A 23401-nucleotide genomic window follows, 5' to 3' on the forward strand; every position below is an offset into this window, starting at 1 on the left:
CAGCACGGAGAAATAAATGGGTATCAAATCTGTTCTATTGACGGCCACTTTGACACTTGGTCTCGCCAGTTCGGCATGGGCACAGGAGCGTGTTGTCAATATCTATAACTGGTCGGATTATATCGATGATTCCATCCTGACGGATTTCACCAAGGAGACGGGCATCAAGGTCGTCTACGACACGTTCGACTCCAACGAGATTCTTGAAACCAAGCTTCTTGCCGGCGGCACCGGTTACGACGTTGTCGTTCCAACCGCATCCTTCCTGCAGCGCCAGATCGCTGCCGGCGTGTTCCAGAAACTCGACAAGTCGAAGTTGCCGAACCTCTCCAACATGTGGGACGTGATCAGCGAGCGCATCCAGAAATACGACCCCGGCAACGAGTACTCTGTCGATTATATGTGGGGCACCACAGGTCTCGGCTACAATGTCGACAAGGCGAAGGCTATCCTCGGAACCGACGAGAAACCGACGTGGGACGTGCTGTTCAAGCCGGAATTGGCGGCAAAGTTCAAGGATTGCGGCATCCATATCCTCGATTCGGCTTCCGATGTTCTGCCCTCCGCTCTCGCCTATCTCGGCCTTAATCCCGACAGCCATGATCCTGACGAACTGGCCAAGGCCGGGGCGCTGCTGGAAACCATCCGCCCCTATGTGCGTAAATTCCATTCTTCGGAATATATCAATGGCCTGGCCAATGGCGACATCTGTCTGGCCCTCGGCTACTCGGGTGATATTTTCCAGGCCCGCGACCGCGCTGCGGAAGCCAAGGCTGGCGTAACGGTGGATTATTCCATTCCTCCGCAGGGTGCGCAGATGTGGTTCGACGTCATGGCCATTCCGGCCGATGCTCCGCACGTCGCCGAAGCGCATGAATTCATCAACTACATGATGAAGCCGGAAGTCATTGCAAAGGCCTCCAATTTCACCTTCTACGCCAATGGCAACAAGGCATCGCAGCAGTTCATCAACAAGGACGTCCTGGATGACCCGGCGATCTATCCGACACCGGAGGTGCTGGCCAAGCTTTTCACCGTGGCGCCCTATGATACCAAGGTGCAGCGTGTGGTCACACGGCTGTGGACGAAAGTGGTCACAGGCCAATAACTCAAAGAAAAAGACCCCGGCATCCAGTGCCGGGGTCTTTCACATGGTGAATGGAAATACCGGGGCAAATCATGAAATCATTGGGAAGTTTTCGCCGCAAATTCGCACCTTGGAATGATCCCGAAGCAAAGCCCTTCATTGCCATCGAGAACGTCACCAAGAAGTTCGCCGATTTCACAGCCGTCGATGACTTGTCCCTGAATATATACAATCGCGAGTTCTTCGCGCTCCTGGGTGCCTCAGGTTGCGGCAAGTCCACGCTGCTGCGCATGCTTGCCGGCTTCGAGGAACCGACCGCTGGCCGCATCCTCCTCGATGGCCAGGATATGCGAGGCATCCCGCCCTACAAGCGTCCGGTCAATATGATGTTCCAGTCCTATGCGCTGTTCCCGCACATGACGGTCGAAGGCAATATCGCCTTCGGACTCAAGCAGGATGGCATGCAGAAGGGCGACATCGAGGCGCGCGTCGGCGAAATGCTCAAACTCGTCAAGCTGGAACGCTTCGCCAAGCGCAAGCCGCATCAGCTCTCCGGCGGCCAGCGCCAGCGTGTGGCGCTTGCTCGCGCCGTCGCCAAGCGGCCGAAGGTCCTGCTGCTCGACGAGCCGCTGGGCGCGCTGGACAAGAAGCTGCGCGAGGAGACCCAGTTCGAACTGATGGACCTGCAGATGAAGCTCGGCCTGACGTTCGTGGTGGTGACCCACGATCAGGAAGAGGCGATGACCATGGCCGATCGGATCGCAGTCATGGACAAGGGCAAGGTCATGCAGGTGGCAACGCCGGCCGAAGTCTACGAAGCTCCCAACTCGAAATTTGTCGCCGACTTCATCGGCAATGTGAACATGTTCGAAGGTACGGCCGCAGCGGTGGCCAACGGCAAAATCGACATCGCCGTCGAGCCGGAAAACTTCACGATCCGCACGGACGCTTTGAAAAGCTGTGCCGTCGGCCAGCCCGTGGGCTTTGCCATCAGACCCGAGAAAATCCGCATTAGCCGCAAGCAGCCAGCAGACCCGTCGATCAATTCCGCCCATGGCGAAATGTGGGATATCGCCTATTTCGGCGATATGACCGTTTTCCACGTGAAGCTTGAGAGCGGCAGGATCATCAAGGCTGCGAGCCTGAACGCGGTGCGCACGGTCGAGGACCCGCTCGGCTATGACGATATGGTCTGGGTTAATTTCGATACCGATGCCGGTATCGTGCTGACGTCGTAAGGAGGCGATGTCATGCAGAAATTCATAGCGTCCGTTGCAAGCCGGCTGGTCATAGCGGTCCCCTATTTTTGGCTCCTGATCTTCTTTCTCATTCCCTTCATCATCGTCTTCAAAATTTCTTTGTCGGAAGTGGCGATGTCGATCCCGCCCTATGCTCCGGCGTTTGATCTGTCGGCGGGCTGGCAGGGGCTGAAGGACAGCTTCGGACAGTTCTCGTGGGACAATTACATCTGGCTTGTCGAGGATCCGCTTTATTACAAGGCCTACCTGTCAAGCCTGTTGATCGCCGCCGTCTCGACGGTCTTGACGCTCATCGTCGGCTATCCCATCGCCTATGGTATGGCGCGTGCCCCGGCGACGATACGGCCAACGCTGCTGATGCTGGTCATCCTGCCGTTCTGGACCAGCTTCCTGATCCGCGTCTATGCCTGGATCGGTATCCTGAAGCCCGAAGGCCTGCTTAATCAGTTCCTGATGTGGGCGCACGTCATCGACACGCCGCTCAACATCCTCAATACCAACACCGCGATTTTTATCGGGATTGTCTATTCCTATCTGCCATTCCTGATCCTGCCGATCTATTCGGCATTGGAGAAGATGGACTACTCGCTGGTTGAGGCAGCCGAGGATCTAGGCTGTCCGCCGATACTCGCTTTCTGGAAAATAACCTTTCGCCTGTCGATGCCGGGCGTTATCGCCGGCTGTTTCCTGGTGTTCATTCCGGCTGTCGGCGAATTCGTCATTCCGGATCTTCTCGGCGGGTCGCAGACCCTGATGATCGGCAAGACGCTGTGGAGCGAGTTTTTCTCTAATCGGGACTGGCCTGTTTCATCGGCGGTCGCGGTGGTCTTGCTGCTGCTGCTGATCGTCCCGATCGTCCTGTTCCAGCGGGCTGAAGCACGGGCGCAGGAAAGCGAGAAATAAAAATGAACACCACATGGTCCCGCTTCAATATTGCCTCGCTGGTTCTCGGCTTCGCGTTTCTCTATCTGCCGATCGTGCTTCTGGTCGTCTATTCGTTCAATGAATCCCGTCTCGTCACAGTCTGGGCCGGGTTCTCGACCAAGTGGTATGTGTCGCTGTTCAACAATCAGAGCTTTATCGATGCAGCGTGGGTGACAATACGCGTTGGCCTCATCTCGGCAACGGTCGCAACGGTCCTCGGAACGCTTGGCGCCCTGGCGATGACCCGCTACACGCGTTTCCGCGGGCGCCTGCTGTTCTCGGCAATGATTTATGCACCACTCGTCATGCCGGAAGTCATCACGGGGCTTTCAATGCTGCTCCTGTTCGTGGCGATCGGTTTCGATCGTGGCATATGGACGGTCACGCTCGCTCATATCACCTTTTCCATGTGCTTCGTGGCGGTGGTTGTGCAGTCGCGACTGGTTACGTTCGACCGCTCCCTGGAAGAAGCTGCCATGGATCTGGGTGCAACGCCGGTTACGACCTTCTTCAAGGTAACCTTGCCGGTAATCCTTCCAGCCGTCGTTTCCGGCTGGATGCTCGCGTTCACGCTCTCGCTTGACGATCTCGTGATTTCGAGCTTCACCTCCGGGCCCGGGGCCACCACTTTGCCGATGCGCATCTATTCGCAGGTCCGGCTCGGCGTGACGCCGGAGATCAACGCCGCCTGTACCATCCTGATTGCAATCGTCGCAGTCGGTGTGATCATTGCATCGATCGCCAACAAGCGCCGTGAAGTGCAAAAGGCCCGTGACGAACAGGCAGCCGCCCGGAACTGACAAACCCGGACAACCCGAGCCGGAGATAGCGTCTCCACCCAAGATCCGGTCCTATGCAAAGCGGAACCGCTGGGCATCACCCTCTTCTTGAAGTGAACCCCTGCCGTCCTGAGCGTCTTTCGTCTACTGGGAAATGATCGGTGAAATAAAAGGATTATCCCAGGAACCACCGATGAAGAAGCGCGTGTGGCTGAATGCCGGTTCGGGTTTGGGTGCATCGGCGGCTGCGCCCTCTGCGGGCGCCGGCGCCGCCACAGGAGCGGCAAAATCACCGGTCAGCGCGAGGCTCTTGCCGATCAGCGTCACAATGCCGGCGAAGTTCAGCATACCCGATTTGGTCTGCATCTGCGCCGTATCGAGTGCGGCGACGCCATCCATGATATTGGCCTTGATCTCCAGCCTGTCGAAAGCCAGCCAGGCATCAGTCTTTTCGTTAAGACTGAAGAAGCGGTCGGACTTCGCCTTGCCGAGCAGGCTGTTGAAATCCAGGCTGCGGATCTGACCCGAGCCGAAGCGCATGCTCAGTGTTCCTTTCGCGTTGGCCAGTGCCGAGGACCAGCGCGATATTGGCCCTTTCAGCACGAGGGACATCGTACCCTTTCCGAGTTCGAAGCGACTTCCAAGGCCAACCAATGATGCGATTGACGTGCTGTTCACGTCGGTCCCGTTGAGGCGCAGCTCTCCCAGCGTTACACCGTCGCCTTCGTCCGCAAGCTGGAAGCTGGCGGCCACCGAACCGTCGAAGGCCGATGCCTCACCAATATCGAAGATGGCCCGGCCGTTGCGGATTTGCGCCGTTGCGGCGACCTTCGAAAGGTTTACTGGTCCAAGCGTCGCCTTTTGGGTGGAAAGGCGCAGGTCGAGCGTGAGCTGTTTCAGGAAGTCGGTGCTGATGACTGAATCTGAACTTGTCGAACCGCCGGGCAGAGGCATGAAACCCGAGAAAACCGAATGAAGATCAAGCGTTTCAAAGGCGAGGGTGCCTGTGATACTTGGCGCGCCCTCGTTGAGCACGACCTCGATGCCACCCTTGGCCGGATTGTCGTTCAGCGTGGCCGTCAATCCATCCAGCTTCATCCGGTTGGCGGAGCCGGAGACGGAAGCATCCAGCGCGAAGCTGCCGATCGGTGCATTGGGCACCGAGGCCATTCTCGACCATTCGAGCGTCCTGCGCAGCGAGGGCGAGGTCAGCGACAGGGTTCCTTCGAAGAATTGATCCCGGGAAATATTTGCCGATCCGTTGAAAGACAATGTCAGAGGTGTCGAACTGAGATTCACTTGAAGCGGACTGGTTCCTCCTGCCAGCAGCAGCAATGCCCTGGTAGCGGAACTGTCGATTTCCGTTTCTTCCCCATGCCATATCGCCGTCCCGCGGAAACTGGCGACACCGGATGTTTGCGGCCAGTCAAAGACGCCGCTGATGCTCGATATCTGTTCCTCCGCGCCATTGATCGGCCGTTTGAATGTCACCATCGCATCTTCGAGCCGCACGCGCCCGAACGGCTGCGACGACACCGTGCTCATGTCCGGTTTAGCCGGATCGGCTTCAACGGCCGCTCGCGCTTCCCGCACGACATCCCCGATCCGCCCGTCACTCTTGGCCAGAGCCTCGCCGATTTGTGACAGGCTCTTGATTGGTTCATCGATGACAAACCGCGGCCGGACGATTTTGGTCTCGGTGAATTCGATGTTGCCGGCCAAAGCCGATATCAGCGACAGATCAACCTCGATCCGTTCCGCTTGCATGAACGGCGCGCCTTCACTTTGCCATGGATTGCGGATGGTCACTTCGCCCAGCGATGCGCTGAAAACAGGAAAAAACGATATCTGAGGCGTTTGACGCGAGATCGACGGTGTAGCCAGTCCAGTTGCTGATCTCCTGGATCAGCCTTGCCCGGATCAGATCCGTGCTGACGAGATACGGCAAGGCGAGAAGGATGCCCCCGGCAACGAGAGCCATCGTCAAGATCGTTGCGAGAAAGTGCCTCGGCCGGTACCAGGACATGAGCGTTTCCGATATTTCATATCCCGCCGGTTATCCGCACCGGCAGGATCTGTGCTTCGCCATCCACCGTTTAGCGATCATGCAGGGCAATTCAAGTCGGTATAGGCCCATTACGGTCAAATTGTTGCATATTGAAACAATTGCGTGCTTTTCGGGAGTGAGCGCCCCGCCGGCGCAATCTATTCCGCCAGCACACGTGTCGAAGGGAATGTAATCTCGACCATTGTTCCGCGTCCGGGCGTGGAATCGATCGTAAAATTTGCGCGGTTGGCTTCGGCCATTGCCTTGGTCAGCGGCAGGCCAAGACCTGTACCGTCGCTGCGCGCATGCTTGGGCGTCGTGATCTGCTTGTATGGGCGCAAGGCCTGCTCGACCTCCGCCCTGGTCATGCCGATACCCGTATCGCGCACGCGCAAAAGCACGTCGCCGCTGGCCTCATAGCTGGTCGATACGATTACCTGTCCGCCAGGCCCTGTAAAGCGGATCGCGTTTGACAACAGGTTCAGCGCGATCTGCGTGATCGATCGGTGATCGGCGACGATGTCGGGCAGCCGCGAGGTCAGGCTTGAGCGGATAATGACGCGTTCGCGGTTGGCCTGGGGCTGCATGATGGCAACGGCTTCGGTCAGCGCATCGTTGAGCGATACCGCTTCGAAATCCATCTCCACCGCACCTGCCTCGATCTTCGAGATGTCGAGGAGATCATTGACGAGCGACAGGACATGGTTGCCGGAACGGCTGATGTCATTGAGGTAGTCGCGATAGCGCTCGCTGCCGATGGGTCCGAATTTCTCGTCCGCCATCAACTCCGAAAAACCGATGATAGCGTTGAGCGGTGTACGGATCTCGTGGCTGATACGCGCGAGAAATTCGCTCTTCTGGCTCGATGTGCGCTCAGCCTCGCGCTTGGCGCTGATCAACTCCTCTTCGGCCCGTTTCCAATGGGTGATGTCGCGCAGCACGACACAATATCCCTTGGACACATCGAGTTTTCCGATCGTCATGAACAACGGGATGAAGCGTCCCTGGCTTTCACGTCCGATGACCTCGCGTCCATCGTTCAAAAGACTGGCGACACCATTTTCCGAAAGACTGTTCAGATAATCCATCGCCGCGCGCTGGCTTTCGATGGCGAAGAGCAGCGAGAAGGCTTTGCCGGTCACTTCTTCCGGTTCATAGCCAAAAAGCGCTGCGGCGGAATGATTGATCGACCGGATAGCGCCCGATGAATCGAGCAGGATTACGCCGTCGGTCGCTGTATCGAGAATTGCGTTGAGCTCGTCGATGCGTGTCTGCAGCAGCTGCCTTTCACCGGCATCGAAATCACTGATTGTCTGGGTTTGGGGTGACAGCGCCAGCAGCAGGGCCCGTTCGCCGTTTTCATCCCAGCGAACCGCCTGCAGGTGTGCCTGCACCCGCGTAACCGAGCCGTCGCTGCGGCGCAGGTTCATGCCGGCCTCGTCCTCGTCGTCGTCGGCTCCATCGGCAAAGAGCGTGCTCAGGCCGCCCACTTCGTTGATGGCCTCAGGGGAGGGATAGCGTATTGCCTCGAGCAATGCCGGGTTGGCATAAAGGATCCGGCCGTGGCGGTGGATCAGCACGGGCACCGGCAAGGCAGCGAGAATCGACGTGTCAACGCCTTGCCGCGCCTGCGTGCGGATATCCTCGGCAAAGTCTTCGCCAGGCGCTTTGGCCTGGACCGGCCCGGTGTCCTTCTCAGTGCCCTTGGCACTGGCGAAGCCCGGGCCTACAACTTCCGCGTCGGGTATCTTTGCAGTCGCAGTCTGGCTTCGCGCCGCGAAGGGAGCCTCTCCCGTTTCACCGGCGGCCTCGGCCGAAATCGCCGCGGGCTCGCTGGCGTCTTTCGGGTTCTCGGCCAATACTTCGCGGCGCAGCCTTTTCGGCAATCTCGCGGAATGCATTGCGCTCGGCCTCGTTCAGCCGGCCTTCATCGCGGGGTGTGCGCTGTGTTCTGAGCGGAATGACATTGCCCGCAACATCCGCGGTAATGGTCAGTGCAGGCTTTTCGCCGTTGAACGCGTCGCCGCTCGCCGCTGCCTCGTTGGAAACAGGCACTTCGTGCTGTTCTTCACCGGCGCCGGGCGCACCCGTCAGCATCATGCCGACAGCTTTGGGATCGCCGGTCACGTCGCCCATTCGCGCCACGCCAAAACCGCGAAATCCCATGAATGCACGGTCGCGCGAATAGATCGGCAGCGCGGCAAGGTCGATTGGCGCACGCAGATCGGTTCCCTCGATAGGCCAGAGTACAGTCCGTCCGGACCAGGTATCGCGCCGTTCCAGCAATTCGGCGATTTCCGCGCCGGTGTCAAACCCGTAACCGGCAGCTACGTCGCGGAACGACTTGCCAATGATCGAAGCCGATGCTGGCCCAACCGCAGCCGCGAACTCGGGTGAAATCTCGCTGAAATTCGCCTGCGCATCAACCTTCCACGCGAAGCGAACCGGCGTCTTGGACGGCGTGTACCGAAAGGTGTCCGATGATCGTTCGTTCGGGTTCGAGTGCTGGCCGCCGGTAGCGGATGGCATGGGCAGATCCGTGGGTCGTTCCAATGCCAGCGATGACTGTGCCTGCTTTTCCTCATCGGCGTCGCGGGCACTTTTATTCGCTGATCCCGTTTCAGGAGCAGCAACGGGCCGTGCTTCATCTGCAACAGCGAATGTCGCTTGCTCTTCTGCAAGTTCCGGTTCAATCGCGAAGAGCAGGTGCAGTGCGGGGCTATCGGTGAGCCTCGCAATGCCGGTAGGCACCACGCCTTTCGGGGTCTGAACGGGCCGCTTGACGAGGCGGTTCCGTTCGAGCCGTACTTCGCGGACGAGATCGCCGAGTATCTTGTCGTCGAAACCCAGATTCTGGAACCGATGCGAGGCGGCGATGACAGTACCGGCGGAGTCGATCATCGCTGCATGGGTGGTCTGGTCGCCAAAGCCCTTGATTGCGAGGGAAGCAGTCTGCTTTTCCGAACCTGTGCGGTTGGCATTGGCAATGCACAGAAGAATGGCGCGTTCGCCGCGCGGCAAAGCAAGATCACTGGCCTGAAATGTCAGGATACGGCTCGACAGGCCGAGCGCGACGCGCAGTGAAACGGTGCGCCCATGGCCTATGGCCGGAAAGCCATCCAGTGCCATGAGCTGCCGCCGCGCCTGTATGTCGAACACTGCGCCGCCGCTCAGGATTTCGTCGATCGCCCCATAGCCAAGCATCGCCGCACCCTGGCCATTCGCCCAGATGACGTTCTCCAGATCCGGCGAAATGACGACGAGCGCATCGCCATTGGCGAAATGCTCGCGGATTTCGTCCAGTACGGCGATGTCGATGAATGGGTAGGTGCCAGATGCCATATGTGACCAGTATTCCCAAGGGTGAACAACCGTGTTCACGCGGCCGTCTTAATACTTTGTTAATAGTGATCCCGTCGCCATTCGTCCACTCGCAGCCCCTTATCTTACATGCCTTTCTCCTGGTTTAGTTAACTTCCGGCGCAGGGGGACAACCGTCCACATAATAATTTCCACGTTGAAAGAGGTACCAGATGGTGCACTGCAAAATAAATGTTGCAACGCACAAAAAAATGAAGTATATACGGTTCATCAAATCAGCGCAGAGGTAAACGACCGTCTGCACCAAGGAAGGACACCATCATGAGCAAGACCACCAAACAGACTGCCGATGCTTTCTCGATCCCTGCTTTCGATGCCACCGCTGTAACCGACCAGGTTCGCGAATTCACCGAAAAGGGCGTTGCGCAGTCCAAGGAAGCTTATGCCAAGATCAAGGATCAGGCCGAAGCTGCACAGAAGACGCTTGAAACCACTTTCGAGACCGCCCAGTCCAATACCGCTGCTCTTTCCCTGAAGGCATTGGCTGCATTGCGCGCCAACACGGAAGCCAGCTTCGCGCATATCGAAGCCCTGATTGGCGTGAAGTCTTTCGGTGAAGTAATCGAACTGCAGAGCGCATTCGTACGCAAGCAGGCAGAAGCCATCTCTGGTCAGGCCAAGGAATTCCAGGCTGTTGCCACCAAGGCCGTTGAAGAAATCTCCGCACCGGTCAAGTCGGCTGTCGAGAAGGCAATCAAGGACGTCAAGGTCGCCTGATCAGGCGCCTGACATCGAATACTGAAAAGGCCGGTTACTCCGGCCTTTTTCTATTTTCTAGTGGTTTTTGTTGCATCGGGCGCTTGCAAAAAGCGTCAATCCTTCGTATGTGACGCCTGTCAAAAATACTTGGCGGTACGCGGTCGTAGCTCAGTTGGTTAGAGCGCAGGATTGTGGCTCCTGAGGTCGGTGGTTCAGAATCCACCCGTCCGTACCATTTCTCCCATCTTCATTGCCCCTTCAAAGTGCAGCGCCCCGGTATTGCATCCGGACGAACCCTGCGTGCAGCGTGGCGCTTGGCGTCGCTCTCCTCCTGAACCACATCAATGGCGCATCGTCATACCGTTTGCGAGCTTTGCGGTTTCATGCGAATGAAACGCCATGCGTATATTGCTCGTAGAAGACACGCACGATGTGGGGGAAGCCATCTGCAAACGTTTCGAAGCGACAGGCCATGCCGTCGACTGGGAAACCAATGGCCGTGACGCAGCCGAGATCATCGATTTCACCGAATACGCCCTGATCATCCTCGATGTCATGCTGCCGGGCATGAATGGCTTCGAAATTCTCAAACATATCCGCAAGTCAGGCAATGCAGTTCCCGTTCTCGTTCTGACCGCGCGTTCCGAGATCGATGATCGTGTTGGCGCGCTGGACCTTGGAGCCGACGACTATCTGGTCAAGCCGTTCGACTTCCGCGAGCTCGAAGCGCGGGCTCGCGTCCTTATGCGTCGGCGCACCGGCGGCGAGGCGACCAACCTGATCAAGTGCGGCGACATTGCTGTCGACCGTGCCGCGCGTTCCGTCCATGTCGGCAAGCGCGAAGTGCAGCTGAAACGGCGTGAGCTCACGCTGCTTGAGGTTCTCGTGGCCCGTCCTGGCCGCGTCTTCAGCAAGGATGAACTGCTCGACCAGATTTTCGGCTTCGACGAAGCCGCGAACGCCAACGCGATCGAACTTTATGTCGGCCGCTTGCGCAAGAAGCTGGAAGGCGCCAAGGCGCGCATCGTGACCGTGCGCGGTCTCGGATATCAACTGGTGTCCGACGATGCGCCCTGAAACCGGCAGAAACGAGCCTTCGCTTTTCGCGCGCCTTGCCCGGCGCATTTCCGTGGTGCTCGGCATCGGCGCCGCACTGCTCGTTACCGCCGCCTGGTATTATGCCGAGACCGCCGCCAACAAGGCCTATGACCGCCTGCTCGTGGGTGCAGCATTGCAGATGGCCGAGAGCCTCTCCGTTGAAGATGGCACGCTCACCGTCCGCCTGCCGACATCGGCATTCGAGCTGCTCGGCCTTGCCGAGCGCGACAGGATTTTCTATCGCGTCATCGATACACATGGTCAGACCCTGACCGGCTATGACGATCTGCAAAGCCCGACGCCGCTCGATGCGGACAATGATGTATCGAGCGTGGAAGAGGGCATCTACAAGGGCGAACCGGTGCGTATCGCCCGGGCAACGCGCGTTCTTGCCGATCCTGCCGTCTCGGGCCAGGCCTACGTTATCGTGGCGCAGACCAACGAGGCGCGATCGGCGCTGACCCGCGAATTGACGCTGCGCGCGACGATCCTTGTCTTTATCATGAGCCTGCTGGCTTTCGTCGGCGCCATGTTCGCAATTCGTTACGCATTGCAGCCGGTGGAACGGCTGGGAGCAGCGGTTCGGCTGTCGCGATCCCCATGATTTGACGCCGGTTTCCGTCGATGTGCCGCGGGAACTCGATCCCTTCGTCGGCTCGATCAACCATTTCATGGGGCGGCTCAACGAGCGGGTCGATTTGCTGCAGCGCTTCATCGCCGATGCTGCCCATCAGATTCGAACCCCATTGACCGCCCTGTCCGCACAGATTGATCTGCTCGGTGCTGACAAGCTCGACAAGGCCGGGCGCCAGCATTACGAGCGCGTACGGGAACGGACGGGTGAACTTGCGCGCCTGACCAACCAGCTCCTCAGCCACGCCATGGTCATCCACCGCGCCGATTCCGTGCAGCTGGAGCCGATCAGCCTGGTCGATGTGGCGCGCCGCGCCTATCGCGCCGCCATTCCGGTCACGGTCGATCCCGATATCGTCATTTCGTTCGAGGCACCGGATGATCGACCCTTCGTGCTTGGCGATGCGGTCAGTCTGCGCGAGGCCATTGTCAACGTGATCGACAATGCCCTGCGCCATGGCGCGGACCAGCGGCTGGAGGTGCGCGTCGGCGCGAATGCAGAACAGGCCTTCGTGGAGGTCGAGGATGACGGGCCGGGCATTCCGCCCGAAGGCTGGGAGAAGGCGACGCAGCGCTTCGCCACATCGAAGTCGCACGAGGGAAGCTCGGGTCTCGGCTTCGCCATTGCTCAAGAGGTGGCCAGCGCCCATGGCGGCACTTTGAGCTTCCGGGCCCGCGACGAGAGGGGATTTACCGTCGTGTTGACCCTGCCGCTGTATAAGGGTGACGCGAGATGATCCGCACATTTCTCGCGATCATAATTCCTGTTTTGATTGGCACCGCGGCTCTCGCTGCTGAGGATAACAAAACGCGGTTCCCTGCACCGCAGACCGAAGCTGGCAGGCTGACGATCTATTCGACGACGGACCTGGCGGCGATGAAGCCGCTCATCGAGGATTTTCAGAAAGCGTCCCCGGACGTGGCGATCGACTATATCGAATATCTGACCAATGAGCTGAATGCCCTTGCCAGCGAGGCCTGCCGCAAGGAGGAGCCGCTCGGCGATCTGTTGCTGTCATCGTCGGTCGACCAGTTGCTGAAGCTTGCCAATGATGGCTGTGCCGAGGCCCATACATCGCTCGAGACCGCCCGCGTTGCCGATTGGGCGAACTGGCGCGACGAGGTGTTCGGCTTCACCTATGAGCCCGCCGTCTTCGTCTACAACACGCGACTTGTGCCGCCGGCGGAAGTGCCGCGCACCCATGTCGAGCTCGCGGACCTTCTGCGGGAACGGCTCGAGTATTATCGCGGGCGTGTCGGCACCTACGATATCCGCCTGTCCGGCATCGGCTACCTGCTCGCCTTCAACGACGCCCGCCAGACCACCACCGTGTTCGGCCGCTTGCTGGAAAGCATGGCGCGCGCCTCAGCCGTGGCGCGCTGCTGCACCGGCGAAATTCTGGAGGAGGTCGCCAAGGGCAATCTCTACATCGGCTACAATATGCTCGGCTCCTATGCCTATGAAGCAGCGCTGCGTCACCCGGACCTTCGCGTGGTCGTGCCACGCGACTATACGCTGGTGCTCAGCCGCGGCGCTCTCATTCCGAAGGGTGCCAAGGGGGCCGATCTTGGCGCTCGGTTCCTCGACTATCTCCTGTCCGAACGGGGCCAGTCCATCGCCCGCACCAATGCCTTCTATTTCACCGAGACCGGCGGTTTGCCGCCGGATGTGGACGGTCCGCAGAACTTGAAAGAGTCTGGCATCGCCCAGCCGATCCGCATCGGACCGGCCCTCCTTGCCGTGCAGGACAGGGCACAACGCCAACGCTTCATCGAGGACTGGTCACAATCCCTGATTGAGTTGAACAGTCCGGCCTGGACACGCGAGTAGCGGATTCACTCTCGGACCGACCCAGAGCGATTGCGGCGGGAAGTTTGCGCAAGAATGTTTGAAATTGGCCTGCGACCGGCCGATTCTGGCCTGACAATTATCGATCTGTACCCGACTTCTTCAATCAAAGCGCGAAAAATGGTTGTGGTGACGCGAGCTGTTCCTAGAACAGCGAACCTTGCGACCCGCTCGGAACGGGTGGCTTTTTCACCGGGGAGGGACGCTCCGTTCGTATCCGTGGCGGACGCTCGTCTCCCTCTTTCGCCACGGCCTGGACCTCACCATCCTGGAACTTAAGGGTCAGCTCATCACCTGTTGCGATCGTTGCCGCCCGTTTGATAGGGACGCCTGAAGGATCAAGAACAACCGCAAATCCCCGCTCCAGAACCCCTTGATATGACAGGGTTTTCAACAGGCGCTCGAGTTCGCCGCTCCGCCGTTTCGCCCGGTCTAGAACAAGGCCGACGGCCTGTATTTGACGGCGGTCCAACTGCTGCAAATGCTGACGGCCGCGTTCGGCAAGTCGCGCCGTTGGTTCGATGGAAAGGCGGCCTGCACGTCTGGCGTAAAGCGATCGTCGATCACGCACGAATACCTTGAGTCCGCGCGGGAGCCGCGACGATAAGATGCTGATTTCACGGCGTTTTTCGCGGATACGCTGTTCGAGGAGGCGCGGTGACAATTGCCGTGCGCAGCCGTCGAATTCGCCGCGCTTCTTCTGCGTGTTTGCCTGTAATGCGCGGCCGAGGCGTGCCGCCGTTTCGTCGAAATGCCGTCTTGGCAGCGCCAGCAATTGATCGGCCGAGGGCAGGGCGCGGGCCAGCGCCCGTTGCGCCTGGCGGCGGCGGTCGAGGTAGCGCGACATGCCGGCAGATAGGCGGGCGCCCAATGTCGCCACTGTTGCCTGCAAATCCGCCTTGACCGGCACCGCCATTTCCGCCGCGCCTGTCGGCGTCGGGGCGCGGACGTCCGCCGCAAGGTCGATCAGCGTCCAGTCGGTCTCGTGGCCGACCGCGGAAATGAGCGGGATTTGCGAGGCGGCGACGGCGCGCACGACGGCTTCGTCGTTGAAGCCCCACAGGTCTTCGAGGCTGCCGCCACCGCGCGCGACGATCAGGACATCGGGTCTTGGAAGAGCTCCACCACGCTGTAACCCATTGAAACCATTGATCGCATTGGCAACTTCAGAGCCTGACGTCTCGCCCTGCACGCGCACCGGCCAGACGAGAACATGCAGCGGAAAGCGGTCAGTGATACGATGAATAATGTCGCGGATAACCGCACCGGTTGGCGACGTTATCACGCCGATGATGTGCGGCATGTATGGCAATCGCCGCTTGGCTGCCGGGTCGAAAAGGCCCTCGGCGCCGAGCTTGCGCTTGCGCTCCTCGAGCAGCGCCATCAGTGCGCCGGCTCCGGCCGGCTCCATCTGCTCGATGACGATCTGGTATTTCGACGAGCCTGGATAGGTCGTCAGCTTTCCGGTGGCGATGACCTCCATGCCTTCTTCCGGCCGGAAGCGCAGCTTGCTCATCGAGCCGCGCCAGATCACGGCTTCAATGCGTGCCTTGTCATCCTTCAGCGAGAAATAGGCATGGCCGGATGAATGCGCACCACGAAAGCCCGAGATTTCGCCACGGACGCGAACATGACCAAAAGTATCCTCGACCGTACGCTTGAGCGCCCCGGAAATCTCGGAAACTGTATATTCGGCGACGTTGGATGCCGATTCGGGCTTTTCACTCATGTCCTATTCCTAGTCGCGTGGTGATCAAGGTCAAGCCTCGGCAATCGTCGATTGCAGCATTGCCAGCGCGTAGAATATCGCCTTTAAGTGGGGGAAAAGGAGCCAACATGTCAGCAACAGCGTCTGTCACCGCCAAGGGACTGAAATTGCGCCATTATCTGTTGATCGCAGCGTTGCTGATTGCGGCAGCGGCCGCAATCCTGCTGCTGATGGGACGCAACCCGATATGTACCTGCGGTACGATAAAGTTGTGGGTGGCCGAAACGAATTCATCCGACAATTCCCAGCACATCGCCGATTGGTATACGCTTTCGCATATCATCCACGGCTTTCTGTTCTACGGAATTCTATGGCTGGCCGCGCGCAAATGGCCGGTCGGCGCGCGCCTGCTGGTCGCCATTGTGGTCGAAGCGGCCTGGGAGATCTTCGAGAACACCGACATGGTCATCAACCGCTATCGCGAGGCGACCATCGCGCTCGGCTATGTCGGTGACAGTGTGCTGAACTCCGTCAGCGACATATTGTTCATGGTCCTCGGCTTCTTCTTCGCAGCTCGGGCGCCAGTCTGGCTGACAGTGATCCTTGCGATATTCTTTGAATTGTTGGCAGGGTGGGTCATCCGCGACAACCTCACCCTCAACATCGTGATGCTTCTCTATCCTCTGGACGCGATCAAGGCCTGGCAAGGCGGGATGTAGTCCGCGTTACCAGCCTGGAACGAGTTCTGTCGCGCGTACCTGCCGCAGCCGCTGGTTCGCCAGAATTGGTGCGGAAGCCTGCGATATGGTGACGGGAGTGGGCATCGAAAGATTGTCGAGGCTTTCAACGATGTGCTGTGCCAGTGCATCGACAATGGCCGAAGGCTTCGTGTGACCGCGCATGATACCAATGCCGAATTCCGGCAGGCGGCCAAATCCGTCCGCTTCCGTCAAAACGCGCATTCCAGGACGCAAGGCGCATTCAGGCAATATGGAAACGGCAAGGCCAGCCAGCACGGCGGCGGCAAGCACCGTCGCCGACCAGCTGGTGAAGAGAATTCGGTAGTCATGGTGCTTGGAATTCAGCGCCTCGATGGCGGCTGCCCGCCAGATACAGGTTGGGCGGCCGACGGCGAGGGGAAGCACGAGTTCTTCATGCACATTATGATGCGCTGAGGTGACCCAGAGCAGCTGCTCACTCCGCACTACTTCGGACCGCCGGTGCTCGTCGCATTGGGTTACCAGTGCAAGGTCGAGCTGACCCTTGCGGATCATCTCATCGAGATTGACCGTCGGTTCGCAGACAACGGAGAGTTCGACGCGCGGATTGGAGCGCGAAAACCGCGCCATGATTTCGGGCAGGAAACGGTCGGCATAGTCGTCGGGCGTGCCGATGCGGATGTGACCCTGCAGCTGGGTATCATCAAAAGCTGCGATGGTTTCATTGTTGAGCTGTAGCATCCGGCGCGCATATGCCAACAGGCGCTCGCCATCCTCGGTGAGCCGGTTCGTGCGGCCATCCCGTTCAAAAAGTGCTTTTGAAACACGTTCTTCAAGCCTGCGCATCTGCATGGATACGGCAGATTGGGTCTTGTTCACCTTATCCGCAGCCCTGGTAAAGCTGCCAAGATCGGCGATGGCGGTGAATGTCTGCAATTGGTCGAGATCAAGCGGTGCGTTCATAGCGGTGTTCCCGTATGTTTGATCCATCATTATTATTGAACGTTTACATTAAAAACATTCGTTTGAATAATCAATTTTTATGGATCATTCTACAGATGTTCAGGAAGCGCCGGTGCCAGTGGTACGAAGCGTGGTGCGTGAGAAATGGTTTCCACGCGGTTTAACTTTCTTGATCAGCGCCCTTCAAAAGGAGTAACGGCGATGACGACGACAACGAGAATGACTGAAGTAAATGGTTTCACCCGCTCGATCGCAGCATTTGCGTCGCAGGCCGCCAACTTTGTCACCCGAATGATCGTCGCTCGCCGTAATCGTAAAACGATTTTGAGCCTCGGCGAATGGAATGACGAAATGCTGCATGACATCGGCGTCACGCGTGCTGATCTGCATTCGGCTATTGGCACTTCGCTGCTCGACGATCCAAGCGAACGGCTTGGCGCCCTGGCTGATGTCCGGGCCCGGCTTCGCGCCGCCCGCTCGATTGTCTAGGCTGACGATTTGACTGTTTAGCAGGCGCCCATTCACGCCGGAATCCCCTCCCGGCGCCCAGCCTGCCTCCTGCCCGGCCCACATTGCACATGCAACGTGGCCGGGCTTTTTCTTGCTTAGCGGTTCCGATCCATGCCGCGCAAATATTGATCGAAAATGGATTCCAGACCCTTCTGGTACTGATCGTTCGCCTGTTTTCCAGTTTCGAACATCTGGCCGAGTATGTCTTTCAGCGGGTTGTCCGATGGAGCAGTTTTTTGCTGTGGTTGTTGCGGCTGAGGCGGCGCTTCGGGGGCAGAACGCCGCTGCGCCCCGCCACCAAGCATCTCTTCGAAAATTTTGCCGAACGGATTGTCACCGAAAGGATTTTGTCCTTGTGCGGTGTCTTGAGGTGGATCGTCCTGCGGAGCTCTGCTGCGGGGCGTTGGCGCTTGCGGTGTAGCGGCGCCGGGAATACCACCGCGCATCATTTCCTCGAAGATCTTGCCAAGTGGATTGTCGCCTAGTGGATTTGTTTGGCCTTGCTGCTGTCCCGCAGTCCCTCCGCCAAACATTCCTTCGAGAATCTGGCCCCAAGGATTGGCAGCGGGTGCACCGCCTTGTTGGGAGGCGGATGGCTGCCCGCCACCTTGCCGCATCATCTGCTCGATGAGATCGCCAATGACATTGCCGCCGCCAAGACCGGCAGCCGCAAACTGACCGGTCGACTTCTTGTACAATCCTCCCATCATCATCGAGGCGACCACCGGCAGCATCTGCTTCAAGGTGGCGGCGCCGACACCTGCTGCGCTGGCAGCATGATCCGCTATGGCGCGCGACAGGTCTTTCGAACCGAAGAGCTGGCCAAGGACGTAATTGCCATCGGCAATGCCCGATGGATTAAAGGCCGCTTGAGGATTATCAAAATAGTTGACGTTCTGGCCGGCCGACAAAGCCTGGACGAACGCGCCAAAGCCCATCGGATCGGCGGCGTTTCGCTGCAGACCTTGCGAAAATGCCGGCATCAGTGCTTCGAGCGCTGCAACCGTCTGCTGCTGGGAAAGGTTGAACTGCCGGGCGAGAGCGTCGATATTCTGGCCCCCTTGTCCCTTCAGGAACATATCTATGAGATTCATGGCGCAGATCCTCCTTCGCGCTGGGCACGTGGAAGATTAGCGCCGCAAGTGCGCGAACTTCAATCTTTTTATGGAGTTAGAAAAAAGCGCGCCAGATTCTTGCGGATGCGCTGTAGTGGATCTATCGCCGCATCGCCCGGTTCAAATTTCCGGTTGGTGATCGTCTCGTAGGCCTGAATATAGACTTTGGTTGTCGCATCGATCACGTCTTCAGGAATTTCCGGAATGTCGTCTTTGTATGGGTCGCAGCGCTCAACCACCCAGTTGCGGACGAAATCCTTGTCAAAGCTCATCGGCCGCTTGCCGGGGGCATAACTGTCGGCAAACCAGTAGCGGCTCGAATCGGGGGTATGGATTTCGTCAGCCAGCACGATGTTGCCTTCATCGTCGGTGCCGAATTCATATTTCGTATCGGCGAGGATCAGACCACGGCTAGCAGCAATTTCCTGGCCCCGGGCGAAGAGCTTGAGGGCATAGTTCGAAACCGCTTCCCACTGCTCCTTGCTCAGCAGGTTCTGGGCTAAAATGGCATCCGCCGTGAGGGGTTCGTCATGGCCGCCGTCGAAGGCCTTGGAGGTCGGGGTGATAATGGGTGCGGGCAGCTTCTCATTGTCCTGCATGCCATCGGGCAGAGTGAAGCCGTACATATCGCGCTTGCCGGTCTTGTAGAGCGTCAGGATCGACGTTCCGGTGGTACCGGCAAGATAGCCGCGCACGACGATCTCCACAGGAAGGATGGTCAGCTTGCGGCAGATCAGAACATTCGGGTCAGGATATTCAATAACATGATTGGGGCAGATGTCCTGTGTCTGCTCGAATTGGTAGCGCGCGGTTTGGGTCAGAACCTCACCCTTGAGCGGTATGGACGCAAGGATACGGTCAAAAGCGCTGATGCGGTCGGTCGCGATGATAATGCGACGTCCATCCGGCAGGTCGTAATTTTCGCGAACCTTGCCTCTATAATAGTTCGGCAGTTCGGGAATATAGGCTTCGGACAGCGCTTTGTGTTTCGGCATGGTTCAGAAATCCGATTGAAAATGATCCGGCCCCCGCATAACACATATGGCCGCCGACGCGAGTCTAAATCGTCGGAATCTGCAGGCTTTCAGCGGCCGCCTGTCACATCGAGGAGAGCACCGGTCACATATGACGATGCATCACTGAGCAGCCAGACGATGGATTCGCCGACTTCATCGGCAGTACCGGCACGACCAAGCGGTGCGGTAACGCCGAGACGCTGCGCCCGGTCCGGCTGGCCGCCGCTGGCGTGAATGTCAGTCTCGATCAGCCCCGGGCGAACGGCATTGACACGGATACTCTCAGGCCCGAGTTCCTTGGAGAGGCCGATGGTGAGCGAATCCATTGCCCCTTTCGATCCTGCATAATCCACATATTCGTTAGGTCCGCCCAGCCGTGCAGCAGCAGAGGAAAGGAGTACGATCGAGCCCCCGTTTCCTCCGCGGGAGCGTGCAAGGTGGCGCGCGCCCTCGCGCGCGCAAAGATAGGCGCCGAGAATATTCACGTCGAAGACGCGGCGCATGCGCTCGATGTCCATATCCACCAGCCGCGAGGCAGGTGCTACGATACCGGCGTTGACTACGACGCCATCGAAGTTTGCCGAGTTCGGCTGCTTGTTCGAACACCGAGATTACCTCGGCTTCAACGGCGACATCGCCTTGTATGGCCTTCGCCTTGCCACCGGCGGCGGTGATGGCGCTGACGACTTCTTCGGCCGCGGATCTATTGCCAACATAGTTGACGCCGACAGACCAGCCCCTCCGGCCGGCGAGGATTGCCGCAGAGCGGCCGATGCCACGACTGGCCCCGGTAATCAGAATGGTCTTGGTCATCGATGATCCTCCCCGCTTGATCAGTAGGCGTATTCCAGAAAGGCCGGTTCGACTGAACTGCCCCAGGCAGTATTGTACTGTGATAACATTTGTTCGGCGGAGGTCGTGCCACGCGCGACAACTTCCTCCAGGGACGCGAGGTAGTGCGTCTCGTCAAAGCCCTCGCTGTTCAACCGCGCACGGTTCGTCAGGCCGAGACGCGAAATTGCCAGCACATCACGGGCAATATCGTGCGCCGTGCGATTGCGCAAAGCTGCCCGCAGGCCCTTCGCGGGAACCTCATCGCGCAATGCCTGGACTTCGCGATAGGTCCAGTCGCGGGTTAGCGCCTCGGCGGCACTGAGAGCTTCGGCATCGTAGAGCAGCCCGACCCAGAAGGCGGGGAGGGCGCAAATACGCCGCCACGGGCCACCATCGGCGCCGCGCATTTCGAGAAAGCGCTTCAGCCGTACTTCCGGAAACAGCGTTGACAGGTGATTTGCCCAGTCGCCCATATTGGGCGTGCCCTCGGGAATATCATCCTTGAGTGCGCCGTTCATGAACTGCCGGAACGTCACGTGGGTACAATCGTGATAGCGGCCATGGCGCATGACGAAATACATGGGCACGTCTAGCGCCCATTCGACATAATCGGCAAAGCCGAAATTTTCATTGAAAATGAAGGGCAGGACACCGGAGCGATTGTTGTCCGTGTCGCGCCAGATATTCGACCGCCAGGAGAGAAGTCCATTCGGCCTGCCTTCGGTGAAGGGCGACATGGCAAAGAGCGCCGTTGCGATCGATTGCAGCTTGACCGAGACCTGCATCTTGCGGCGCATGTCCGTTTCGGACGAGAAGTCGAGATTCACCTGGATCGTGCAGGTGCGATACATCATGTTCAGCCCATCCTTGCCAACCTTCGGCATGTAGTTGGACATGATGTTGTAACGCGATTTCGGCATGCGCGGCGTTTCCGCAAGCGTCCATTTCGGACTGCCGCCAAGGCCGAGAAAGCGAATGCCGAGTGGTTCGGCAATTTCGCGCACCTGCGCCAGATGCGCATTGGATTCACGGCAGGTCTGATGAATGGAAAGGAGCGGCGCACCGGAAAGCTCAAACTGGCCGCCGGGTTCGAGCGAGATGGCGCCCTGACCCGTTGGCTCGACGAGGCCGATAATATTGCCCTCATCGATGATCGGTTCCCAGCCAAGCTTCGACTGCATGCCCTCGAGAATGGCGCGGATTCCACGCGGGCCATCATAGGGAACCGGGCTGTTGTCTTCCGTGTAGAACGGGAATTTTTCATGCTCGGTACCAATGCGCCATGCCGATTCCGGCTTGGATCCCTGCGCAAGGTACACTGCCAGTTCTTCGGTACCGGAGATGGGTGTTTCGTCTGTCGTGTCGCGCGCCATGGATGGTGCTTTCCGATAAGATGAGATTGTTGCGCGTGATTGGCGGTTTTCGGTCAGGAGCGCAAGCAAATTTCGCTTATGCTCTTATCAAGAGAATTTGTATCTCACCAATCGCCGATTGTCGCCTGAATCAGAGCGAGTGCTGCAACGGCCGCTGTGTCCGCGCGCAGGATCCGCTGGCCAAGCGGGATTGCGGTGACAAAGGGCAATTTACGCAGAACTTGACGCTCATGATCCGAGAAGCCGCCCTCCGGTCCAATGAGGACACCAAGCGGCCCTCGTGGAAGTGATTGCAACAGTGGCAGGGGATTGTACGTCTCGTGTCCCTCATCGCAAAAGATGAGGCGGCGATTGCCATCCCAGCCTTCGAGCAGTTTTTCCAGCTTCACCGGCTCGCGCGTCTGCGGGATCGCCAGTACCCCGCATTGTTCTGCTGCCTCGATTGCATTGGCTTCAATACGCTCGATTCCAATACGTGGGACCTGTGTGTGCTGGGTGACGACCGGCTGCAAGGTGCCGGCGCCCATTTCCACCGCCTTCTGCACCAGATAGTCGAGCCGGCCCTGTTTCAGCGGGGCGAAACAATAAATGAGATCGGGTGGGGCAGGCTGCTCGCGCGTCTGTTCCAGTGGCTCCAGTGACAGCTTCTTCTTGCTCTCAAACCGCAGCGCCGCGCGCCATTCGCCGTCGCGACCGTTGAAGGCAAGGATTTCATCGCCTTCCTTCATCCGCAGCACATTGGCAAGGTAATTGATGGCCTCAGGACCGGTCTCGGCGCGCTTTCCAGCGGTCAGACCGGCGGTGACATAGAGCCTCTGCATTTTGTAGTTGGCACGCATGGTATTTCCAGTGGAGCAGCGGTTCAGGAGAGAGGCGGCAAGCGGCGTTTGACCGGTGATGACTTGACGATCGAGGTGTTTGTCTCGGCTTTTTCCGCCAGCCGGTCAAGAATCGTATCGAGTTGCTCCATCGTTCGAAACTGCAGTTTTCCGATAAAACAGTCATCGCCCGTGACCTTGTCGCATTCAGTGATTTCGGGCGTCTCCTTGATCAGCCTTTCGACGATATGCAACATGCCGGGCAGGGGACGAACCCGCACGATTGCCGTCAGGCTGTAGCCGAGCGCCACCGGATCGATATCAACGGTGAACGAGCGGATCACCTTCTTTTCTTCCAGCCGCCGCAAACGCTCCGAAACACTCGGAGAAGAAAGCCCCACCTTCTGGCTGAGTTCCTTCAACGATATGCGTGCGTCATCGATGAGAATCTCGATGATCGTTCGGTCAAGTTCGTCAAGCATGGATTCCTCGTAAGGTGCTTCGCCAAATTTACCTGCAATATAAAGGTGAAGTGCAATTTTCGCCTTTCACAACTTATATCAAATTGGATGTCCGCCGCATAGTCTTC

20 protein-coding genes, 1 tRNA gene and 2 pseudogenes are annotated in these 23401 nt (G+C 58.6%); 12 read left to right on the forward strand and 11 right to left on the reverse strand.

Annotation, left to right across the window (positions count from 1 at the left end):
- Positions 1-16: 16 nt before the first annotated feature.
- From N8E89_RS10985 to N8E89_RS11000, 4 genes are all read left to right on the forward strand, one after another.
- On the forward strand, positions 17-1108 hold the full coding sequence (locus N8E89_RS10985; protein ID WP_106664397.1) for a polyamine ABC transporter substrate-binding protein: 1092 nt from the start codon (positions 17-19) through the stop codon (positions 1106-1108).
- A gap of 71 nt (positions 1109-1179) precedes the next feature.
- The gene (locus tag N8E89_RS10990; RefSeq protein ID WP_106664396.1) at positions 1180-2325 is read left to right on the forward strand and encodes an ABC transporter ATP-binding protein; all 1146 of its coding nucleotides are present in this window, start codon (positions 1180-1182) and stop codon (positions 2323-2325) included.
- Positions 2326-2337: 12 nt separating this feature from the next.
- Positions 2338-3249, forward strand: a complete 912-nt coding sequence (locus N8E89_RS10995; protein ID WP_106664395.1) for an ABC transporter permease subunit — start codon at positions 2338-2340, stop codon at positions 3247-3249.
- Positions 3250-3251: 2 nt separating this feature from the next.
- Complete coding sequence (locus tag N8E89_RS11000; RefSeq protein WP_106664394.1) at positions 3252-4070, forward strand: ABC transporter permease; 819 nt, start codon at positions 3252-3254, stop codon at positions 4068-4070.
- A gap of 123 nt (positions 4071-4193) precedes the next feature.
- Here N8E89_RS11000 and N8E89_RS11005 read toward each other — a convergent pair whose 3' ends face one another.
- From N8E89_RS11005 to N8E89_RS29300, 3 genes and pseudogenes are all read right to left on the reverse strand, one after another.
- A complete protein-coding gene (locus N8E89_RS11005) occupies positions 4194-5816 on the reverse strand; it encodes an AsmA family protein (RefSeq protein ID WP_262259885.1) in 1623 nt (540 codons plus the stop codon).
- A 13-nt stretch (positions 5817-5829) separates the two neighbouring features.
- Positions 5830-6075: a hypothetical protein gene (locus N8E89_RS11010; protein ID WP_262259886.1), complete on the reverse strand. Its 246-nt coding sequence runs from the start codon at positions 6073-6075 to the stop codon at positions 5830-5832.
- Positions 6076-6254: 179 nt separating this feature from the next.
- Positions 6255-9438, reverse strand: a pseudogene (locus N8E89_RS29300) (PAS domain S-box protein).
- 300 nt (positions 9439-9738) lie between these two features.
- Here N8E89_RS29300 and N8E89_RS11025 point away from each other — a divergent pair.
- The 6 genes from N8E89_RS11025 (at position 9739) to N8E89_RS11050 (ending at position 13738) form a co-directional block, all read left to right on the forward strand.
- Positions 9739-10194 carry a phasin gene (locus N8E89_RS11025; protein ID WP_100000031.1) on the forward strand — a complete coding sequence of 152 codons (456 nt, stop codon included), beginning with the start codon at positions 9739-9741 and terminating at the stop codon, positions 10192-10194.
- 139 nt (positions 10195-10333) lie between these two features.
- Positions 10334-10411 (forward strand) — tRNA-His (locus N8E89_RS11030).
- 164 nt (positions 10412-10575) lie between these two features.
- On the forward strand, positions 10576-11253 hold the full coding sequence (locus N8E89_RS11035; RefSeq protein WP_106664391.1) for a response regulator transcription factor: 678 nt from the start codon (positions 10576-10578) through the stop codon (positions 11251-11253).
- Positions 11243-11878: a sensor histidine kinase N-terminal domain-containing protein gene (locus tag N8E89_RS11040; protein WP_262259891.1), complete on the forward strand. Its 636-nt coding sequence runs from the start codon at positions 11243-11245 to the stop codon at positions 11876-11878. Before N8E89_RS11035 ends, N8E89_RS11040 begins: the two co-directional genes overlap by 11 nt.
- 1 nt (position 11879) lies before the next feature.
- Complete coding sequence (locus N8E89_RS11045; RefSeq protein ID WP_262259893.1) at positions 11880-12644, forward strand: sensor histidine kinase; 765 nt, start codon at positions 11880-11882, stop codon at positions 12642-12644.
- Positions 12641-13738: an ABC transporter substrate-binding protein gene (locus N8E89_RS11050; protein WP_106664389.1), complete on the forward strand. Its 1098-nt coding sequence runs from the start codon at positions 12641-12643 to the stop codon at positions 13736-13738. The genes N8E89_RS11045 and N8E89_RS11050 overlap by 4 nt, the downstream gene beginning before the upstream one ends.
- 163 nt (positions 13739-13901) lie before the next feature.
- On the opposite strand, the gene xseA is transcribed toward N8E89_RS11050, so the two are convergent.
- On the reverse strand, positions 13902-15485 hold the full coding sequence (xseA, locus tag N8E89_RS11055) for an exodeoxyribonuclease VII large subunit (RefSeq protein ID WP_106664388.1): 1584 nt from the start codon (positions 15483-15485) through the stop codon (positions 13902-13904).
- Positions 15486-15592: 107 nt separating this feature from the next.
- On the opposite strand from xseA, the gene N8E89_RS11060 reads away from it, so the two are divergent.
- Positions 15593-16183, forward strand: a complete 591-nt coding sequence (locus N8E89_RS11060; RefSeq protein ID WP_106664387.1) for a DUF2585 domain-containing protein — start codon at positions 15593-15595, stop codon at positions 16181-16183.
- A 6-nt stretch (positions 16184-16189) separates the two neighbouring features.
- On the opposite strand, the gene N8E89_RS11065 is transcribed toward N8E89_RS11060, so the two are convergent.
- Complete coding sequence (locus N8E89_RS11065; protein WP_106664386.1) at positions 16190-17146, reverse strand: LysR substrate-binding domain-containing protein; 957 nt, start codon at positions 17144-17146, stop codon at positions 16190-16192.
- A 201-nt stretch (positions 17147-17347) separates the two neighbouring features.
- Between N8E89_RS11065 and N8E89_RS11070 the strand changes: the two genes are divergently transcribed.
- Positions 17348-17635: a DUF1127 domain-containing protein gene (locus N8E89_RS11070; RefSeq protein ID WP_162707113.1), complete on the forward strand. Its 288-nt coding sequence runs from the start codon at positions 17348-17350 to the stop codon at positions 17633-17635.
- A 116-nt stretch (positions 17636-17751) separates the two neighbouring features.
- On the opposite strand, the gene N8E89_RS11075 is transcribed toward N8E89_RS11070, so the two are convergent.
- The 6 genes and pseudogenes from N8E89_RS11075 to N8E89_RS11100 form a co-directional block, all read right to left on the reverse strand.
- Complete coding sequence (locus N8E89_RS11075; protein ID WP_106664384.1) at positions 17752-18750, reverse strand: DUF937 domain-containing protein; 999 nt, start codon at positions 18748-18750, stop codon at positions 17752-17754.
- Positions 18751-18818: 68 nt separating this feature from the next.
- A complete protein-coding gene (locus tag N8E89_RS11080) occupies positions 18819-19766 on the reverse strand; it encodes a phosphoribosylaminoimidazolesuccinocarboxamide synthase (RefSeq protein WP_262259897.1) in 948 nt (315 codons plus the stop codon).
- An 89-nt stretch (positions 19767-19855) separates the two neighbouring features.
- Positions 19856-20600: pseudogene (locus tag N8E89_RS11085) on the reverse strand (SDR family oxidoreductase).
- A 20-nt stretch (positions 20601-20620) separates the two neighbouring features.
- Positions 20621-21994 (reverse strand): glutamate--cysteine ligase, encoded by a 1374-nt coding sequence (locus N8E89_RS11090; RefSeq protein WP_106664381.1) that lies wholly within the window; start codon positions 21992-21994, stop codon positions 20621-20623.
- Between the two features lie 104 nt (positions 21995-22098).
- Entirely contained in the window at positions 22099-22833 is a 735-nt protein-coding gene (locus N8E89_RS11095) for a 16S rRNA (uracil(1498)-N(3))-methyltransferase (protein ID WP_106664380.1), read from the reverse strand.
- A 23-nt stretch (positions 22834-22856) separates the two neighbouring features.
- Positions 22857-23294 carry an Lrp/AsnC family transcriptional regulator gene (locus tag N8E89_RS11100; RefSeq protein WP_106664379.1) on the reverse strand — a complete coding sequence of 146 codons (438 nt, stop codon included), beginning with the start codon at positions 23292-23294 and terminating at the stop codon, positions 22857-22859.
- Positions 23295-23401: the final 107 nt, after the last annotated feature.

It is taken from the genome of Phyllobacterium sp. A18/5-2, assembly GCF_025452215.1.
GTDB classification, from domain to species: Bacteria; Pseudomonadota; Alphaproteobacteria; order Rhizobiales; family Rhizobiaceae; genus Phyllobacterium; species Phyllobacterium sophorae.

Bases quoted from the DNA above. Each gene is read 5' to 3' on its own strand.
- N8E89_RS11075 (WP_106664384.1), bottom strand. From the start codon at position 18,750: ATGAATCTCATAGATATGTTCCTGAAGGGACAAGGGGGCCAGAATATC.
- N8E89_RS10985 (WP_106664397.1), top strand. From the start codon at position 17: ATGGGTATCAAATCTGTTCTATTGACGGCCACTTTGACACTTGGTCTC.
- xseA (WP_106664388.1), bottom strand. From the start codon at position 15,485: ATGAGTGAAAAGCCCGAATCGGCATCCAACGTCGCCGAATATACAGTT.
- N8E89_RS11095 (WP_106664380.1), bottom strand. From the start codon at position 22,833: ATGCGTGCCAACTACAAAATGCAGAGGCTCTATGTCACCGCCGGTCTG.
- N8E89_RS11100 (WP_106664379.1), bottom strand. From the start codon at position 23,294: ATGCTTGACGAACTTGACCGAACGATCATCGAGATTCTCATCGATGAC.
- N8E89_RS11050 (WP_106664389.1), top strand. From the start codon at position 12,641: ATGATCCGCACATTTCTCGCGATCATAATTCCTGTTTTGATTGGCACC.
- N8E89_RS11035 (WP_106664391.1), top strand. From the start codon at position 10,576: ATGCGTATATTGCTCGTAGAAGACACGCACGATGTGGGGGAAGCCATC.
- N8E89_RS11080 (WP_262259897.1), bottom strand. From the start codon at position 19,766: ATGCCGAAACACAAAGCGCTGTCCGAAGCCTATATTCCCGAACTGCCG.
- N8E89_RS11040 (WP_262259891.1), top strand. From the start codon at position 11,243: ATGCGCCCTGAAACCGGCAGAAACGAGCCTTCGCTTTTCGCGCGCCTT.
- N8E89_RS11005 (WP_262259885.1), bottom strand. From the start codon at position 5,816: ATGCAAGCGGAACGGATCGAGGTTGATCTGTCGCTGATATCGGCTTTG.
- N8E89_RS11070 (WP_162707113.1), top strand. From the start codon at position 17,348: ATGACGACGACAACGAGAATGACTGAAGTAAATGGTTTCACCCGCTCG.
- N8E89_RS11000 (WP_106664394.1), top strand. From the start codon at position 3,252: ATGAACACCACATGGTCCCGCTTCAATATTGCCTCGCTGGTTCTCGGC.
- N8E89_RS11010 (WP_262259886.1), bottom strand. From the start codon at position 6,075: ATGTCCTGGTACCGGCCGAGGCACTTTCTCGCAACGATCTTGACGATG.
- N8E89_RS11090 (WP_106664381.1), bottom strand. From the start codon at position 21,994: ATGGCGCGCGACACGACAGACGAAACACCCATCTCCGGTACCGAAGAA.
- N8E89_RS11025 (WP_100000031.1), top strand. From the start codon at position 9,739: ATGAGCAAGACCACCAAACAGACTGCCGATGCTTTCTCGATCCCTGCT.
- N8E89_RS11060 (WP_106664387.1), top strand. From the start codon at position 15,593: ATGTCAGCAACAGCGTCTGTCACCGCCAAGGGACTGAAATTGCGCCAT.
- N8E89_RS11065 (WP_106664386.1), bottom strand. From the start codon at position 17,146: ATGAACGCACCGCTTGATCTCGACCAATTGCAGACATTCACCGCCATC.
- N8E89_RS10995 (WP_106664395.1), top strand. From the start codon at position 2,338: ATGCAGAAATTCATAGCGTCCGTTGCAAGCCGGCTGGTCATAGCGGTC.
- N8E89_RS10990 (WP_106664396.1), top strand. From the start codon at position 1,180: ATGAAATCATTGGGAAGTTTTCGCCGCAAATTCGCACCTTGGAATGAT.